Here is a 15,471-nt window from a genome sequence, read left to right on the forward strand (position 1 = left end):
TCCTGTCGAATTGCGCAAAAGCGCGGTTCTGACAGGAGGGGCCTACTTTTTTTGGGCGTTTCTGGCATAATCCGGCCACTTTTTTCGCTGTAGTAGTTTTTTCAAGACAACTACAAAACGTTTGGAGCACTCGGCCTCGGGCCGGATGGGGTATCTCATGACGCAAGCCAACAACACCGTGTACACCGACCTGAGCGTCGATGACCTGGTAAAAGAAGCGCTGCAACGCGGTGAAGGCGTGCTGGCCGATACTGGCGCACTGGTGGTGGAAACCGGTCATCGCACCGGTCGTTCGCCGGCTGACCGTTTCATCGTCGAAGAACCGTCCACCCAGGACCAGATTGGCTGGGGCCCGATCAACCGCAAGTTCCCGGCCGACAAGTTCGATGCCCTGTGGGACCGCGTCGAGGCGTTCAACAACGCCCAGGATCACTTCGTTTCCTACGTTCACGTAGGCGCTGCGGCCGAGCACTACCTGCCGGTCAAGATGACCACCCAGACCGCCTGGCAGAACCTGTTCGGCCGTTGCCTGTTCATCAACCCCAAGCAGTACAACCCGGCTGGCCGTGGTGAGTGGCAGATCCTCAACGTCGCCAACTTCGAGTGCGTGCCTGAGCGTGACGGCACCAACTCCGATGGCTGCGTGATCATCAACTTCGCCCAGAAGAAGGTGCTGATCGCCGGCATGCGTTACGCCGGTGAAATGAAGAAGGCCATGTTCTCGGTGCAGAACTTCCTGCTGCCGGCCGCCGACGTGCTGCCGATGCACTGCGCCGCCAACATCGGCGAAGAGGGCGACGTGACCCTGTTCTTCGGCCTGTCCGGCACCGGCAAGACCACCCTGTCGGCCGACGAAAGCCGTTACCTGATCGGTGACGACGAGCACGGCTGGGGCGAAGGCGTGGTCTTCAACATCGAAGGCGGTTGCTACGCCAAGTGCATCGACCTGTCCGAGAAGAACGAGCCGGTCATCTGGAAAGCCATCAAGCACGGCGCGGTGCTGGAAAACGTCGTCATCGACGCCAACAAGCACGCCGACTACGCCGACGTGAGCCTGACCCAGAACAGCCGCGCGGCCTACCCACTGGAGCACGTCGAGAAGGTCTCGGCAGAGAACCTGGGCGGCGAGCCGAACGCGGTCATCTTCCTGACCTGCGACCTGACTGGCGTCCTGCCTCCGGTGTCGATCCTGAACAACGAGCAGGCGGCCTACCACTTCCTGTCCGGCTACACCGCGCTGGTCGGTTCCACCGAAATGGGTTCGGGCGGCGGCATCAAGTCGACCTTCTCCACCTGCTTCGGCGCACCGTTCTTCCCGCGTCCGGCCGGCGTCTACGCCGAGCTGCTGATCAAGCGCATCAAGGCGTTCGGCTCCAAGGTCTACCTGGTCAACACCGGCTGGACCGGTGGTGGCTACGGCGTTGGCAAGCGCTTCAGCATCCCGACCACCCGTGGCGTGATCGCGGCCATCCAGAGCGGCGCGCTGGTCGGTGCCGAGACCGAGCACCTGGACATCATCAACCTGGACGTGCCGAAGGCTGTTCCAGGCGTCGAGACCGAACTGCTCAACCCACGCAACACCTGGGCTGACAAGGCTGCCTACGACGAAGCCGCCAAGGGCCTGGCCGGCCTGTTCACCGAGAACTTCAAGAAGTTCGACGTTTCCGACGCCATCAAGGCTGCTGGCCCGCAGCTGTAAGCTGCTGCCGGTTCGGATGAAAAGCCGCCCTTCGGGGCGGCTTTTTCGTTTTTGATGTCAAGGCCATTGTTGCCGTGCATGCAGGATCCGGAGGATTTCGACTTCGTCCTCCTGTACCTGGTAGATCATCACGTAGTTGGGTGTTACCACGACTTCGTGTGTTTCGACGCATCTGCCGGGCTTGTACAGGCGAGGATTGCGAGCGGCGCGTCTGGCCTTGTCCCTGAAGGCTTCATCCAGTGCTTGCGCCGCTGCCGGGTTGTCTTGCGCAACGACGGTCATGATGCGCAGACGATCGTTGCGAGCCATTGTCGACCAGACAAGGCGCATCAGCGGTTCTTGGCTCTCAGCTCGGCTCGGCGGGCGGCAAAGAACTTCTCGACGTCTTCGTCATCCAGCGGGGGGGATGGATCGCGACGGCTGGCTTCGACCTGTTCGCTGAACCAGGCGTCGTAGGCTGCCGCCTCATGGGCCCTTTTCAGTGCCTGGGCGCGATCCGGCCGCTGGTAGGTGGCGGTCTGTCGCGGATCCCAGATCGAGCTGTCGACTTCGAAATGGTCGATACCCAGATCATGCAGGTAGCTGACCAGTGTCTCGAGCTTCTTGAACAGCCGGACGTTGCCGCTACGCTGTGCGGTGAGTACGTGCTCCTGATCGTCGACATCCACCTGGACTGCCCAGCCTCCGGGTTGCCCAACGATGTGGGTGGCGTTGATTCGACGGCTTTCAGCCAGGCGGCTGAGGTGGGCATGATCCAGTTGCAGGGTCGGCACGGGTGTATGTCTCGGCTTCATGGGACGCGTACCATCTTATGCAATCTACTGTTGATTGCGACTATAGGCGTTCCCAAGTCTATGTGGGAAGCTTCTCTGACATGCAAAGGAATACAGGTTGTCCTCATGACAGAATCCCCCCAACGCTCCGCCTTCTCCCATTTCCATCCCATCCTCACCCGCCCGCAGGACAACGACCACAACGGTCACCTCGCCGGCTTCACCGTGCATGGCTTCTTCGAGACCGCCATCCAGGCATTTCTGGTAGAGCAGGCCGAACTGGACCTGCGCGACGGCGAGCTGGCCGGCTTCGTGGTCAGCTCGGCGGCGGATTTCTTCGCCCTGCCGGGATTTCCCGACGTGCTTGAGGTGGGCCTGGGCGTCACCCGCCTGGCCGGAAGCACGGTGGAGTACCGTCTGGCACTGTTCCGCCCGGGGGAAGCCGAGGCTTGCGCGGCGGGCACCGTGGTCCAGGTGTTTATCGAGCGGGCCTCAGGGCGACCGGCGGCGCTGCCCGAGGCCCTGCAACTGATCCTCGCCGGGCTGTCGCTCAATCGTTGAGGCGGATGATGCCTTCGCGCACGGCGAACAGCACCAGGCCGGGCACGTCGTGGATCTGCAGGCGGTGCATGATCTGCGAGCGGTGCGCCTCGATGGTCTTGATGCTCAGGCCCAGGCCTTCGGCGATGGAGCGGGTGGTCTCGCCGCGGGCGATCAGGCGCAGGATCTCCAGCTGGCGGGTGGTCAGTGGTGGCGTCTGGGCCTGACTGGCAACACGCTTGCGGCTGTGCTTGAGCGCTTGGCCGATGACCATCGGCAGCACCGCCGACGACAGGTACTGGCCGCCACCGCGCAGGGCCTGCAGGGCCTGTTCCAGTTCGCTCACCGTGGCGTTCTTGAGCAGGAACCCGTGGGCGCCGAGTTGCAGGCAGCTCATCACATGATCCAGCTCCGAGCGCGGCGAGAACATCAGCACGCGGCTGGCGGGCGCGCGGATGAACAGCTCCTGCAGGGCCTGCTGGCTGTCCAGCTCGCCGCTCATGTCGAGCACCACGATGTCCGGCTTGAGTTTTTCCGCCAGGCTCACGGCCGTCATGGCGTCGCCGGTGTCGCCTACCACGACGAAGTCTTTCTTCTGTTCGAGCAAGGCACGCAGGCCGGCACGGAAGAGCGGCGAATGGTCGGCAAGCAGGATTCGGCAAGGCATGAATAAGGGCCTGTTTCGCAAGGGAAGGTGGGCGGCAGGCCTGCTCGTTCCGAAAGCGTACTGCCGCGCGGGTGCGCGATCAGTCCCTGTCTGCCGGTTGGCGCGGCAGTGCCTCTCATCATAGGCGTTCGAACACCGATGGCAGTAGCGGCCGCAGGGGCAGGCCGAGCGCGTGGATGCTTTCGCTGTGGCCGATGATCAGCAGGCCGCCGGGGCGCAGGTGCGCCAGCAGACGCTGGAGCACTTCGAGCCTGTAGCGCGGCGCCAGGCTCGACAGCAGGTTGCGCAACAGGATGACGTCGAAGCTGCCAAGATGTTCAGGCAGCGGGCGGATCAGGTTGATCGCCTCGAAGCGTACCTGCTTGCGCAAGGCTGGCGCGACCTGTAGTCGGCCGGCCATCTCACCGACACCGCACAGGCAGTGACGGCTCAGCCAGCTTTCGGGAAAATAGCGGGCCTGGGCGATGTCGTAGATGCCAGCGTCGGCGCTTTCCAGCACTTGCCGGTCGAAGTCGCTGGCCAGCACTTGCCAGCCCGGATGGCGGGCATGCTCGGCGGCGACCATGGCCAGACTCCAGGCTTCTTCCCCGGTGGCGCAAGCCGCGCTCCATAGACGGGCGGGACGGTCGAGTTCGGCCAGCCAGCGAGACAGGCATTCGAAATGACGATGTTCGCGGAAGAAGTAGCTGTCGCGCGCCACCAGCAGACGCAGCAACTGTTCGTGCTCGTCTGCGCCCGGGGGCGTGTCGAGCAGCGCGAGGTAGCGCTCGAAGTCCGTCAGCTGCAAGGCCTTGAGCCGCTTGTGCAGGCGCATGGCGACGACGCTACGGCGGTCATCGGCCAGTTGGATGCCCGTGGCCAACATGACCCGCTGGCGAATGCTCGCGAAGCAGGCTTCGCTGAGCAGGGGCGGGCGACGGCTGGGCATCCTTCAGCCCTCCCTGCCTCGGAGTGAACAGAAGGGGTGGGTGATGATCGCGCGCATTCCCTGCGTCCTGTGCATGGTCGAGACGGCGATGATAACTAGTGGCCAGTAGCCTCCATATCGGGGCCGCCCCTAATCCTTCGGTGCGTACGCAAACGAAAAGGCCCTGCCGGTGAGGGCAGGGCCTTAGGCGTCAGGCGCAAGCCTGGCGATCAGTCGCGCCAGTGGCGCTTGTGCTTGCGGTGCCCGTAGTGGTGGCCGCGGTCGTAGTGACGACGGTCATCGTAGTCGCGACGGTAGCGGCGCGAATCACGGCGTTCGTCCTCATCGGCCTTGTTGCCCATGTAGTTGCCGAGCGCGCCACCGGCGCCGCCGCCTGCCGCCGCACCGATGTAGCTGCCGGTGGTGCCGCCCACGGAGCGACCGACGACGTTGCCGCCCGCCGCGCCCAGCGCGCCACCGATGGCGGCTTCGCCACGCTGGCGCTTGTCGGCACCCAGGGCACCGCCGGCCGCGCCGCCCAAGCCGGCACCGATGGCGCCGCCGGTGCTACCACCGATGGAGTTGCCCACCACGGAGCCCAGTACCCCACCCAATGCGCCGCCAATGCCGGCTTCGGTGGTGCCGCCTGCCATGGCAACGCCGCTGAGCAGACCGAAAGACAACAACAGAATCGAGGAGTACTTCTTCATCAAGAGAGCCTCAGAGGGATGACGAGGCGGAATTTGAGGCTCGCCGAGGCGGCTGGCAACCGGAATCCGACGAGTAGCACGAGTTGTACACAATTCTCTAACTTATTGAATTATGTGTGAAACTTTCTCGATTTTCGGCTGTCTGAGGTATTTATGACGAAGCCCTGAACCGTTGCGGAACAGGGCTTTTTTGTGGGCAGTTGCTCGGTATCCGCGCTTGCCCTGTAGGAGCGGCCTTGTGTCGCGAAAGGGGTGCGAAGCGCCCCCACGATTTGTGCATCAAGCAAATATCGCCGGGGCCGCTGCGCGGCCCTTTCGCGACACAAGGCCGCTCCTACAGGGGGGCGGCGCAGGGCATCAGATAATCCGCCCGTCGTCCCGCGCCCGCTCCAGCTTGATGGCGATGAACTTCGACGTCGGCGTATGGCTGCCATCGCCGATGCTCTCCAGCGGCACCAGCGGATTCACTTCCGGGTAGTAGGCCGCCGCCTGGCCGGCGGGAATGTCGAACGCCAGCAGCGTGAAGCCATGTACCCGGCGCACGTGTTCATCACCCCACAGCGACACGATGTCGACCTTCTGCCCAGGCTGGAAACCCAGGCGCACAATGTCGGCCTCGTTGGCGAACAGCACGTCGCGCTGGCCGCGCACGCCACGGTAGCGGTCGTCCATGCCATAGATGGTGGTGTTGTACTGATCGTGCGAGCGCATCGACTGCATGATCAGGTCCGGCAGTTGGCCGCTGGCGCGCACACGCTCGTCGAGCAAGCTGTCGGGCAGCAGGTTGGCCTTGAAGTTGGCGCGACCGCTGGCGGTCTTCCACTGACGGCTGCCGGCGCTGTTGCCCAGGTAGAAGCCACCGGGCAGGCGCAGGCGCGCGTTGAAGTCGGCAAAGCCTGGGATGGTGTCGGCGATCAGCGCGCGGATGCGGTCGTAGTCGGCCACCAGCCAGTGCCAGTCCACCGGCCGCGTGCCCAGGGTGGCCGCGGCGATGCCGGCGACCACGGCGGGCTCCGAGCGCATCTGCCTGGACAGCGGCTTGAGCTGACCGTTGGAGGCGTGGACCATGCTGAACGAGTCTTCCACCGTCACCGCCTGCGGGCCTTCGCCCTGCTGGTCGATGTCGGTGCGACCCAGGCACGGCAGGATCAGCGCCTGCTTGCCGTGGACCAGGTGGCTGCGGTTGAGCTTGGTGCTGATATGCACGGTCAGCTCGCAGTTGCGCAGGGCCTGGGCGGTGCGTTCGGTGTCCGGGGTGGCCTGGGCGAAGTTGCCGCCCAGGCCGATGAACACCTTGGCCCGGCCTTCGAGCATGGCGTGGATCGCCTCGACGGTGTTGTGGCCGTTGTGGCGCGGCACCGGGAAGCCGAAGCGCTTCTCGAGGGCATCGAGCAGGAACGCCGGCGGGCGTTCGTTGATGCCCATGGTGCGGTCACCTTGCACGTTGCTGTGCCCGCGTACCGGGCACAGGCCAGCGCCCGGCACGCCGAGGTTGCCGCGCAGCAGCATCAGGTTGACGATTTCCTGGATGGTCGGCACCGAGTGGCGATGCTGGGTGATGCCCATCGCCCAGCACATGATCACGCGCTTGCCCTTGCAGTACATGCGTGCCGACAACTCGATGTCGGCCAGGGTCAGGCCCGATTGCGCCTGGATCTGTTGCCACGAGGTGGCATCGACCACCGCCAGGTATTCATCCACGCCATGGCCGTGCTCGGCGATGAAGGCATGATCGAAGATCGCCGGCTCGCCGTTGGCCTGGGCTTCGCGCTCCCACTGCAGGAGGAACTTGGCCATGCCGCGCAGCAGCGCCATGTCACCGCCCAGGGCCGGGCGGAAGAACGCGGTGTTGGTCGGCCGGTCGGTGTTGGTCAGCATCTCCAGCGGGTTCTGCGGATGCTGGAAGCGCTCCAGGCCGCGCTCCTTGAGCGGATTGACGCAGACCACCTGGGCGCCGCGCTTCACGGCGTCGCGCAGCGGATCGAGCATGCGCGGGTGGTTGGTGCCGGGGTTCTGGCCCCAGACGAAGATCGCGTCGGCGTGCTCGAAGTCATCGTAGGTGACCGTGCCCTTGCCCACGCCGACGCTCTGGCCCAGGGCCACGCCGCTGGCCTCGTGGCACATGTTCGAGCAGTCGGGGAAGTTGTTGGTGCCGTAGGCGCGCACGAACAGCTGGTACAGGTACGCCGCCTCGTTGCTGGCGCGGCCGGAGGTGTAGAACTCGGCCTGGTCGGGGCTGGCCAGGGCGTTCAGGTGTCGGGCGATCAGGGCGAACGCGGATTCCCAGTCGATCGGCTGGTAGCGGTCGGTGGTCGGGTCGTAGACCATCGGTTCGGTCAGGCGACCTTGGTATTCGAGCCAGTAGTCGCTCTGTTGGAGCAGCGCGCTGACGCTGTAGCGGGCGAAGAACGCCGCGTCGACGCGGCGCTTGGTGGCTTCCCAGTTGACCGCCTTGGCGCCGTTCTCGCAGAACTTGACCATGCCGCTCTCGGGCGAGTCGCCCCAGGCACAGCCGGGGCAATCGAAGCCGCCGTTCTGGTTGGTCTTGAGCAGGGCGCGAATGTTCTTCAGGGCGTTGTCGCTACCGACCCAGGCTTTGGCCACGCTGCGCAGCGCGCCCCAGCCGCCGGCAGGGCCGGGGTAGGGTTTGTAGCGAGGGGCGGAGGCGGGGGCGTTGTCTGGCAGTTTTTCGTAGGAGGTCACGGCTGTTGCTACTCCGCCGCAGGGCTGAACACACGCGGTGCGCTGTGTTTGGGCAGGTGGATGAGGTTGAGGTTGTGCTTGCGCGCCCATTGCAGGGCCAGGCCCGTGGGCGCGGAGAGGCTGACCAGGGTCTGGATGCCGGCGCGCAGGACTTTCTGGATCAGCTCCAGGCTGCAGCGGCTGGTGACGATGGCCAGGCCACCCGTGCTGTCGATGCGCTGGCGCAGCAGGGCGCCGATCAGCTTGTCCAGGGCGTTGTGCCGACCGATGTCCTCACGGCCCAGCAGCAGCTGGCCGTCACGGTCCATGAACAGCGCCGCGTGCACTGCGCCGCAATGCTGGCCCAGCGGCTGGAAGGCATCGATGCGCTGGCGCAGGTCCTTGAGCCACTCGGCCGGTGGCAAGGGCGCGCCGGGCAGCACGTTCAACTCGGGCAGTGCCTGCTCCAGGGCCTCGACGCCGCACAGGCCGCAACCGCTGGTGCCGGCCAGCTGGCGGCGCTGGTTCTTCAGGTTCCAGAAGGCGCGGCTGGAGATCTCCAGGTCGGCGTAGAGCGCCGAGCCGCTGCCGGACAGCTTCACATCGTAGATTTCATCGGTGCCGGTGACGATGCCACTGCCCACGCTGAAGCCGACGGCAAAGTCTTCCAGGTCGGTGGGGCTGACCAGCATCACTGCCTGGTTGAGGCCGTTGTAGACGATTGCCAGGGCCACTTCCTCGGCCAGCGGCGTGCTGTCGCTGGCGGCGTCGTCGAGCTGGACATAGTCGTAGGTGTTGCTGGCGGCGGGCAGGGCAAGAGGCGTGGACGCCGCGCAGACCGGGGGCTTGCTGTTCATCGGAGCGAATACCGGCGGCAGTTTGACCCCACAAGCCTAGGCCGCTGGGCAGGTGCCGTCTAATCGCTAGCATCTATGCCGTGATAGAGCGCGTCGATTGGTCGCAGTGGGGCGGTTTGCTCGATCCTGGCCTAGACTCCTGCTTCCATGGATTCACCATCGAAGGAGCGCTACATGAGCCTGTTCAGTTTCGTGAAGGAAGCCGGCGAGAAGTTGATCGACCTGCTGACGCCGGGCAATGCCAATGCCGAGGAGCAGTTGAAGAAGCACGTCCAGGACGTTGGCCTGGGCAACCCGAACATCTCGGCCACTGTAGAGGGAGACAAGGTCATTCTCAAGGGTGAGGTTGCCAGCCAGGAGGAGAAGGAGAAGATCATCCTGGCCGCTGGCAACATCGCCGGCGTTGCCTCGGTGGATGACCAGATCACCGTAACCGGGCCTATCGCCCAGGCGGCACGGTTCGTCGAGGTCGAGAAAGGTGACACTTTGAGCGCCATCTCCAAGCGGGTCTATGGTGACGCCAACAAGTACAACAAGATCTTCGAGGCGAACAAGCCGATGCTCAAGCATCCGGACAAGATCTATCCAGGGCAGGTACTGCGTATTCCTGATTGAGTTCATCGCGGGGCAAGCCCGCTCCCACGACCCCGCTTTCACGACGAAGCACTCGTGGGAGCGGGCTTGCCCCGCGATAGGGCCTACAGCCCAGTCAACAAATCCCGATAATCCTCGACCGCCGCGAACTCCTGGGTATCGCGCGGTTCGGCCCGGCTGTCCGGCTGGCGCACCGCCAACAGATGCCCCACCCCGAAACGTCGCGCGCTGCGCAGGATCGCCAGGGTGTCGTCGATGAACAGGCTGCGCGCCGGTTCGAAGCCGATATCCGCCTGCAAGGCGTCCCAGAACTGCGGGCTCTCCTTCGGGTACCCGTAGTCATGTGAGCTGATCAGCCGTTCGAAGTACGGTGCCAGTTCCACCCGCTCCAGCTTCAGCGACAGCGAATCGCGGTGCGCATTGGTGATCATCACCACGCGCTTGCCCGCCTGGCGCACTGCCGCGAGAAAGGTGTCGGCATCCGGCTTGAGGGCAATGAGATCGGCGATCTCCTGCTTCAGCTCACGGATCGGCAGGCGCAGTTCGCGGCTCCAGAAGTCCAGGCAGTACCAGTTGAGCGTGCCGGCATGGCGCTCGAACAGCGGGCGCAGCTCGAGCTCCGCCATGGCCCGGCTCACGCCATGCAGCTCGGCGTAGCGCTGGGGCAGGTGTTCCAGCCAGAAGCGGTTGTCGTAGTGCAGGTCGAGCAGGGTGCCGTCCATGTCCAGCAGGACGGTGTCGATGGCGGACCAGGGGAGAACAGGCATGGGAAACTCTCGATCAGTCGGCAAGCCACGGTATAGTAACCCGTTCACGCCAAGGAGCCGCCCCATGCGCCAGAAACCCACCGTCCTCAGCCGCGAGATCGTCGCCAGCAGCCGCCTGTTCCGCGTCGAAGCCGTGCAGTTGCGCTTTGCCAACGGCACCGAGCGCACCTATGAGCGATTGGTCGGCCGTGGCAATGGCTACGGCGCGGTGATGGTCGTGGCGATGCTCGACGCCGAGCACGCGGTGCTGGTCGAGGAATACTGCGGTGGAACCGACGAATACGAGCTGTCCCTGCCCAAGGGCCTGATCGAGCCGGGCGAGGACGTGCTGGCCGCCGCCGACCGCGAGCTCAAGGAAGAGGCCGGCTTCGGCGCGCGGCAGCTGGAACACCTGACCGAGCTGTCGCTGTCGCCGGGCTACATGAGCCAGAAGATTCAGGTGGTGCTGGCCACCGATCTGTATGAAGAGCGCCTGGAGGGCGACGAGCCCGAGCCGATGCGGGTCGACAAGGTCAACCTGCGCGAACTCTCGGCCCTGGCCATGCACCCGCAGTTCACCGAAGGCCGGGCGCTGGCGGCGCTGTACCTGGCGCGTGACCTGCTGATCCAGCGTGGGGTGCTGAGCGTATGAGCGATAAGCAGTTGATGCAGGACGTGGTGTTGCTCGCCCGCTCGGCTGGCGAGGCGATCCTGCCGTTCTGGCGCGCCGATGTGGCGGTGACCAGCAAGGCCGACGATTCGCCGGTGACCGCTGCCGACCTGGCGGCCCACCGGGTGATCGCCGAGGGCCTGCAGGCGCTGGCGCCGCAGATCCCGGTGCTGTCCGAGGAAGACTGCGAGATCCCGCTGGCCACCCGCCAAGGCTGGCAGCGCTGGTGGCTGGTCGACCCGCTGGATGGCACCAAGGAGTTCATTGCCGGGAGCGAGGAGTTCACCGTCAACATCGCGCTGATCGAGAATGGCGAGGTGGTGTTCGGCGTGGTGGCGATGCCGACCAATGGCCGCTGCTATTTCGGCGGCCGCGATCTCGGGGCCTGGCGTGTGGAGCGCGGCGGTGCCGAGCAGCCGATCCAGGTGCGCAATGCGCCGCCGCCGGGGGCGAACTTCACCGTCGTTGCCAGCCGCCGCCATTCCAGCCCGCAGCAGGAGGCCCTGCTGGCCGGCCTGAGCAGTGCGGTGGGTGAGCTGGAACTGGCCAACATCGGCAGCTCGCTGAAGTTCTGCCTGTTGGCCGAAGGCAGTGCCGACTGCTATCCACGCCTGGCGCCGACCTCGCAGTGGGATACCGCAGCTGCTCAGGGCGTGCTGGAAGGGGCCGGGGGCGAGGTGATCGGGCTGGATGGGTTGCCGTTCCGCTATCCGGCGCGGGAGTCGTTGCTCAATCCGTTTTTCCTGGCGTTGCCCAAGGCTGCCGGTTGGCGGAAGGCGTTGGTCGAACTGAGCATGTCCTCAGCTGACCCCAAAGTGTGACGCACGTGGGAGCGGGCTTGCCCCGCGATGGGGCCATAGCAGGCTGCCCAGTTGTCCTGACTGGCCTCGTCGCGGGGCAAGCCCGCTCCCACGTTATCTGCTTTCATCGATGCAACACGTACTGCCCGCTGAACTTCACAGCAGGCTCGTCGCTACCCTCGTTGCTCACCACCGTCTCCAGCGTCAGCCGCGCTCGCCCGCGCCGCTGGTACATCGTCAGGAACCGCTCCCAGGTCTTCTCGTCCGGCGCCGGGCACTGTGCCACCGCCGTACCCGTGACCGGTAGCGGATAACTGATCTGCCCTTCCTGGATGACGATATGCCCGTCATCGATCCCCAATTCACGCAGGCGCAGGTGCAGCCAGCCCCAACCCACCAGCACGGCGCCGCAGTACAGGCTGCCGCCGAACATGGTGCTCTTGTGGTTGACGTTGGGTGCCAGCGGCAGTTTCAGGCGCAGGCAGTGCCGCCGCCAATCGATCACTTCCATCCCCATCTCGCGGGTCAGCGGAATATCACTGTGCAATACCGATTGCAGGTACTGGCTATCGGCGCTCATTGACGGTTGTCCTCCTGGTCGTCGTGCCCAGCACCGCCGTCGAAGCTCAGGCCGTGCTTGCGCAGCTTGTCGTGCAGGGTCTTGCGCGGGATGCCGAGCGCTTCGGCAAGGCTGCGCATCGAGTTGTGCGGCTGGGTCAGCTCGGCGGCGATCAGCGAGCGTTCGAACTGCTCGACCTGTTCGCTGAGGTTGCCGCTTGACGTGGGTATCTGGATGTCAGCGGCGGCGCTGGGCGCCTGGCCGTCCAGGGCCAGCTCCAGGCCCAGGGCGAAGCGTTCGGCGGCGTTCTGCAGCTCACGGACGTTGCCCGGCCAGTCGTGGCGCAGGAGCATGGCGCGCTGCGCCGGTTGCAGGCCATGGGGCGGCAGGCCGTGGCGTTCGCTGGCGGCGTCGGCGAAATGCTGGAACAGCACGAGAATGTCATCGCCACGCTCGCGTAGCGCAGGGATGCGCAGCGGCGCGACATTGAGGCGGTAGTACAGGTCGGCGCGAAAGCGCCCTTGGTCGGCGGCCTGGCGCAGGTCTTCCTTGGTTGCCGCGATGATGCGGATATCCAGCGGGATCAACTGGTTGCCACCGAGTCGTTCGACCACGCGCTCCTGCAGCAGGCGCAGCAGCTTGACCTGCACGTCCAGGCTCATGCTCTCGATCTCGTCGAGGAACAGCGTGCCGCCGTTGGCGAACTCGAACTTGCCGATCCGGCGTTTCTGCGCCCCGGTGAATGCGCCGGGCTCATGGCCGAACAGTTCGCTCTCGACCACCGACTCGGCCAGGGCGCCGGCGTTGATCGCCACGAACGGGCCATCGCGGCGGCTCGACAGATCGTGCAGGGCGCGGGCCACCACCTCTTTGCCGGCGCCGGTTTCGCCCAGGATCAGCACATCGGCGCGGGTGCCGGCCAGGGCGCCGATCTGCTCGCGAAGGCGCTGCATGCCCGGTGACTGGCCGACCAGGCGCGTGGCCAACTGCTGGCGGTCGCTCAGGGCCAGGCGCAGGCTGCGGTTGTCCAGCACCAGGCGACGCAGGGCCAGGGCACGGCGCACGCTGTCGAGCAGGGCGTCGCTGGCGAAGGGTTTTTCGAGAAAATCATAGGCACCGGCGCGCATCGCCTGCACCGCCAGCGGCACATCGCCATGCCCGGTGATCAGCAGCACCGGCAGCTCGCTGTCGCGGGCGTGCAGTTGCTCCAGCAGTTGCAGGCCATCGATGCCGGGCATGCGGATATCGCTGACCACCACGCCAGGCCAGTCCTCTTCGATGCGTCCAGCCAGGCCCTGGGCGTCGGCCAGGGGCACAGCCTTGAGCCCGGCCAGGTCCAGGGTCTGGCTCAGGGCCTGGCGCAGGTGCGGGTCGTCATCGACCAGGACCACCTGGGCGCGACTGTCGATCAGTGTCTCGGTCATGCCGAGGTGTCCTCCGAAGATTGCAGGTTGGCGCCGGGCTTGGCCACGCGCAGGCGCAGGGTCAGCAACGCGCCGCCTTCCGGGTGGTTGCCCAGCAGCAGCTCGCCGCCCAGCGCATGCATCAGGCTTTCGCAGATGGCCAGCCCCAGCCCCAGGCCCTGGGTGCGGGTCTTGGTGGTGAAGAACGGCTCCTTGGCATGCTCCAGGGCCTGGCGGCTGAAACCCGGACCATTGTCGCGAATGTACAGGTAGACGCAGTCATCCTGGCGTTCGGCACTCAGCCACAGCTTGCGCGGATTGGCTTTTTCGGTGAGGGCGTCGAGGGCGTTGGCCAGCAGGTTGCCCAGCACCTGGCGCAGGCGGGTCTCGCCGGCCTGCACCCACAGCGTGGCCTCGGGCAGGTCGCGCACCAATTCCACGGCCATCGCTCGGCGCCGCTTTGCCAGCAGCGCCAGGGCATCGTCCAGTGCCGGTTGCAGGGCCACGCTTTCCGGCGCGTGCTGGTCGCGGCGGGCGAAGGCGCGCAGGTGAGTGATGATCGAGGCCATGCGCCCGGTCAGCTCGCCGATCAGCTTGAGGTTGCCGCGCACGTCCTCGGTACGCTGATGGTCGAGCAGGATCTCGGCGTTCTCGGCGTAGCTGCGGATGGCGGCCAGGGGCTGGTTCAGCTCGTGGCTGATGCTCGCCGACATGGTGCCGAGCACCGACAGCTTGCCGGCCTGGACCAGTTCGTCCTGGGCGCGCACCAATTCCTGCTGGGCGTTCTCGCGTTCGAGCACGGCGCTCTTGAGTCGCGTGTTGAGGCCTTCGAGGTCGGCGGTGCGTTCGGCCACGCGCTGCTCCAGTTCCTGGCGGGCGCGAGCCTCGAAGTCGATGCGGTCGATGTAGTGGCGGCGGCGCTGCATCACCAGGCCGGCCAGGAGCATGGTCACCAGCAGCGCGCCGCCGCCGATGGCCATGACCGTCTGCACCGAGCGGTCGACCAGGGTGCGCGGAGCGAGGATGTTCACCTGCCAGCCGGTTTCCTCGATGTCGCGGGTCTGGGTGAGCCAGGCCTCGCGATTGAGGCTCAAGGGCTGCGGCGCCTGGGTCGGGTAGGGTTGGATGGCGACGATGGCCTGGCGTTCGGCCTCGGTCAGCTCGCGGGTGGCGCGAAAACGCCAATCCGGGCGCGAGGTGAGCACCACCACGCCGTTCTGGTCGGTCAGCAGCAACTGTTCCGGCGTGCGACCCCAGAGGGTTTCGGTGTGGTCGAGGTCGACCTTGACCACCAGCACGCCGATCACCTTGTCGCGGTCGTGCACGGCGGCGGCGAAGAAGTAACCGCGCTTGGCCGAGGTGGTGCCCTGGCCGAAGAAACGCCCCAGATGGCCGTCCATCGCTTCGATGAAGTATGGGCGGAAGGAGAAGTTGCGGCCGACGAAGCTGTCCTGCTTGTCCCAGTTGGAGGCGGCCAGGGTGTTGCCGCTGACGTCCATCAGGTACATCACCTCTGCACCGGTCTGGCGGGTGATCTCCTTGAGCAGGCGATTGGCGTTGGTCACCGCCTCGAGCCTGAACGGGTCGGCCAGCACGCCGCGCAGCGCCGGCAGGTCGCCGAGGATCTGCGGCAGGGTTTCGTAGCGGTGCAGGGTGCCGAGCAGGTTGGCGACGTACAGGTCGAGGGTCTGGCGGTTCTGCGAGGCCAGTTCGTCCTGGTAGTAGCGTTCGGCCAGGTGATGCAGCGGCCACAGCAGTGGGGCCAGGCACAGCGCCAGCAGGGCCAGGCTGCGCCAGCGGGGGCGGCGGGGAGGTGTGGGTCTGGCAATCATCGCGATAGGGGCGCCAATGGGGTCTGGCGCAA

General features: G+C 65.7%; 16 protein-coding genes. 5 read left to right on the plus strand and 11 right to left on the minus strand.

Annotation, left to right across the window (positions count from 1 at the left end; all coding sequences use genetic code 11):
* The first annotated feature begins 157 nt into the window (after positions 1-157).
* Positions 158-1,699 carry a phosphoenolpyruvate carboxykinase gene (locus ACYUME_RS01570; protein WP_460417896.1) on the plus strand — a complete coding sequence of 514 codons (1,542 nt, stop codon included), beginning with the start codon at positions 158-160 and terminating at the stop codon, positions 1,697-1,699.
* A 57-nt stretch (positions 1,700-1,756) separates the two neighbouring features.
* Here ACYUME_RS01570 and ACYUME_RS01575 read toward each other — a convergent pair whose 3' ends face one another.
* Both ACYUME_RS01575 and ACYUME_RS01580 read right to left on the minus strand, forming a co-directional pair.
* Positions 1,757-2,029, minus strand: coding sequence for a type II toxin-antitoxin system RelE/ParE family toxin (locus ACYUME_RS01575; RefSeq protein WP_460417897.1), 273 nt, complete (start codon positions 2,027-2,029; stop codon positions 1,757-1,759).
* The gene (locus ACYUME_RS01580; RefSeq protein WP_460417898.1) at positions 2,029-2,493 is read right to left on the minus strand and encodes a hypothetical protein; all 465 of its coding nucleotides are present in this window, start codon (positions 2,491-2,493) and stop codon (positions 2,029-2,031) included. The genes ACYUME_RS01575 and ACYUME_RS01580 overlap by 1 nt, the downstream gene beginning before the upstream one ends.
* Before the next feature lie 105 nt (positions 2,494-2,598).
* On the opposite strand from ACYUME_RS01580, the gene ACYUME_RS01585 reads away from it, so the two are divergent.
* Positions 2,599-3,033 carry an acyl-CoA thioesterase gene (locus ACYUME_RS01585; RefSeq protein WP_460417899.1) on the plus strand — a complete coding sequence of 145 codons (435 nt, stop codon included), beginning with the start codon at positions 2,599-2,601 and terminating at the stop codon, positions 3,031-3,033.
* On the opposite strand, the gene ACYUME_RS01590 is transcribed toward ACYUME_RS01585, so the two are convergent.
* The 5 genes from ACYUME_RS01590 to fdhD all read right to left on the minus strand — a co-directional run bounded on the left by ACYUME_RS01590 (position 3,023) and on the right by fdhD (position 8,835).
* Positions 3,023-3,679, minus strand: coding sequence for a response regulator transcription factor (locus tag ACYUME_RS01590; RefSeq protein WP_279888819.1), 657 nt, complete (start codon positions 3,677-3,679; stop codon positions 3,023-3,025). The genes ACYUME_RS01585 and ACYUME_RS01590 overlap by 11 nt on opposite strands.
* 118 nt (positions 3,680-3,797) lie before the next feature.
* The gene (locus tag ACYUME_RS01595) at positions 3,798-4,607 is read right to left on the minus strand and encodes a CheR family methyltransferase (protein ID WP_460417900.1); all 810 of its coding nucleotides are present in this window, start codon (positions 4,605-4,607) and stop codon (positions 3,798-3,800) included.
* Positions 4,608-4,816: 209 nt separating this feature from the next.
* On the minus strand, positions 4,817-5,296 hold the full coding sequence (locus tag ACYUME_RS01600) for a glycine zipper domain-containing protein (RefSeq protein ID WP_279888816.1): 480 nt from the start codon (positions 5,294-5,296) through the stop codon (positions 4,817-4,819).
* 357 nt (positions 5,297-5,653) lie between these two features.
* Positions 5,654-7,999, minus strand: coding sequence for an FdhF/YdeP family oxidoreductase (locus tag ACYUME_RS01605; RefSeq protein WP_460417901.1), 2,346 nt, complete (start codon positions 7,997-7,999; stop codon positions 5,654-5,656).
* Between the two features lie 8 nt (positions 8,000-8,007).
* A complete protein-coding gene (gene fdhD / locus ACYUME_RS01610) occupies positions 8,008-8,835 on the minus strand; it encodes a formate dehydrogenase accessory sulfurtransferase FdhD (protein ID WP_279887649.1) in 828 nt (275 codons plus the stop codon).
* A 174-nt stretch (positions 8,836-9,009) separates the two neighbouring features.
* Between fdhD and lysM the strand changes: the two genes are divergently transcribed.
* A complete protein-coding gene (lysM, locus tag ACYUME_RS01615; protein ID WP_186731827.1) occupies positions 9,010-9,450 on the plus strand; it encodes a peptidoglycan-binding protein LysM in 441 nt (146 codons plus the stop codon).
* An 83-nt stretch (positions 9,451-9,533) separates the two neighbouring features.
* On the opposite strand, the gene yrfG is transcribed toward lysM, so the two are convergent.
* Positions 9,534-10,196: a GMP/IMP nucleotidase gene (yrfG, locus tag ACYUME_RS01620; RefSeq protein WP_460417902.1), complete on the minus strand. Its 663-nt coding sequence runs from the start codon at positions 10,194-10,196 to the stop codon at positions 9,534-9,536.
* A 64-nt stretch (positions 10,197-10,260) separates the two neighbouring features.
* Here yrfG and nudE point away from each other — a divergent pair, with 64 nt between their 5' ends.
* Both nudE and cysQ read left to right on the plus strand, forming a co-directional pair.
* Positions 10,261-10,827, plus strand: coding sequence for an ADP compounds hydrolase NudE (gene nudE / locus ACYUME_RS01625; RefSeq protein WP_279887651.1), 567 nt, complete (start codon positions 10,261-10,263; stop codon positions 10,825-10,827).
* Positions 10,824-11,666 carry a 3'(2'),5'-bisphosphate nucleotidase CysQ gene (cysQ, locus tag ACYUME_RS01630; RefSeq protein WP_460417903.1) on the plus strand — a complete coding sequence of 281 codons (843 nt, stop codon included), beginning with the start codon at positions 10,824-10,826 and terminating at the stop codon, positions 11,664-11,666. Before nudE ends, cysQ begins: the two co-directional genes overlap by 4 nt.
* Before the next feature lie 103 nt (positions 11,667-11,769).
* On the opposite strand, the gene ACYUME_RS01635 is transcribed toward cysQ, so the two are convergent.
* From ACYUME_RS01635 to ACYUME_RS01645, 3 genes are read right to left on the minus strand one after another with little or no spacing between them, the layout of a single operon-like run.
* Positions 11,770-12,225, minus strand: a complete 456-nt coding sequence (locus ACYUME_RS01635; protein WP_460417904.1) for a thioesterase domain-containing protein — start codon at positions 12,223-12,225, stop codon at positions 11,770-11,772.
* Positions 12,222-13,628, minus strand: coding sequence for a sigma-54-dependent transcriptional regulator (locus tag ACYUME_RS01640; RefSeq protein ID WP_279887654.1), 1,407 nt, complete (start codon positions 13,626-13,628; stop codon positions 12,222-12,224). Before ACYUME_RS01640 ends, ACYUME_RS01635 begins: the two co-directional genes overlap by 4 nt.
* Positions 13,625-15,439, minus strand: a complete 1,815-nt coding sequence (locus tag ACYUME_RS01645; protein ID WP_460417905.1) for a sensor histidine kinase — start codon at positions 15,437-15,439, stop codon at positions 13,625-13,627. The genes ACYUME_RS01640 and ACYUME_RS01645 overlap by 4 nt, the downstream gene beginning before the upstream one ends.
* Between the last annotated feature and the right edge of the window lie 32 nt (positions 15,440-15,471).

This window comes from Pseudomonas sp. microsymbiont 2, assembly GCF_054788395.1.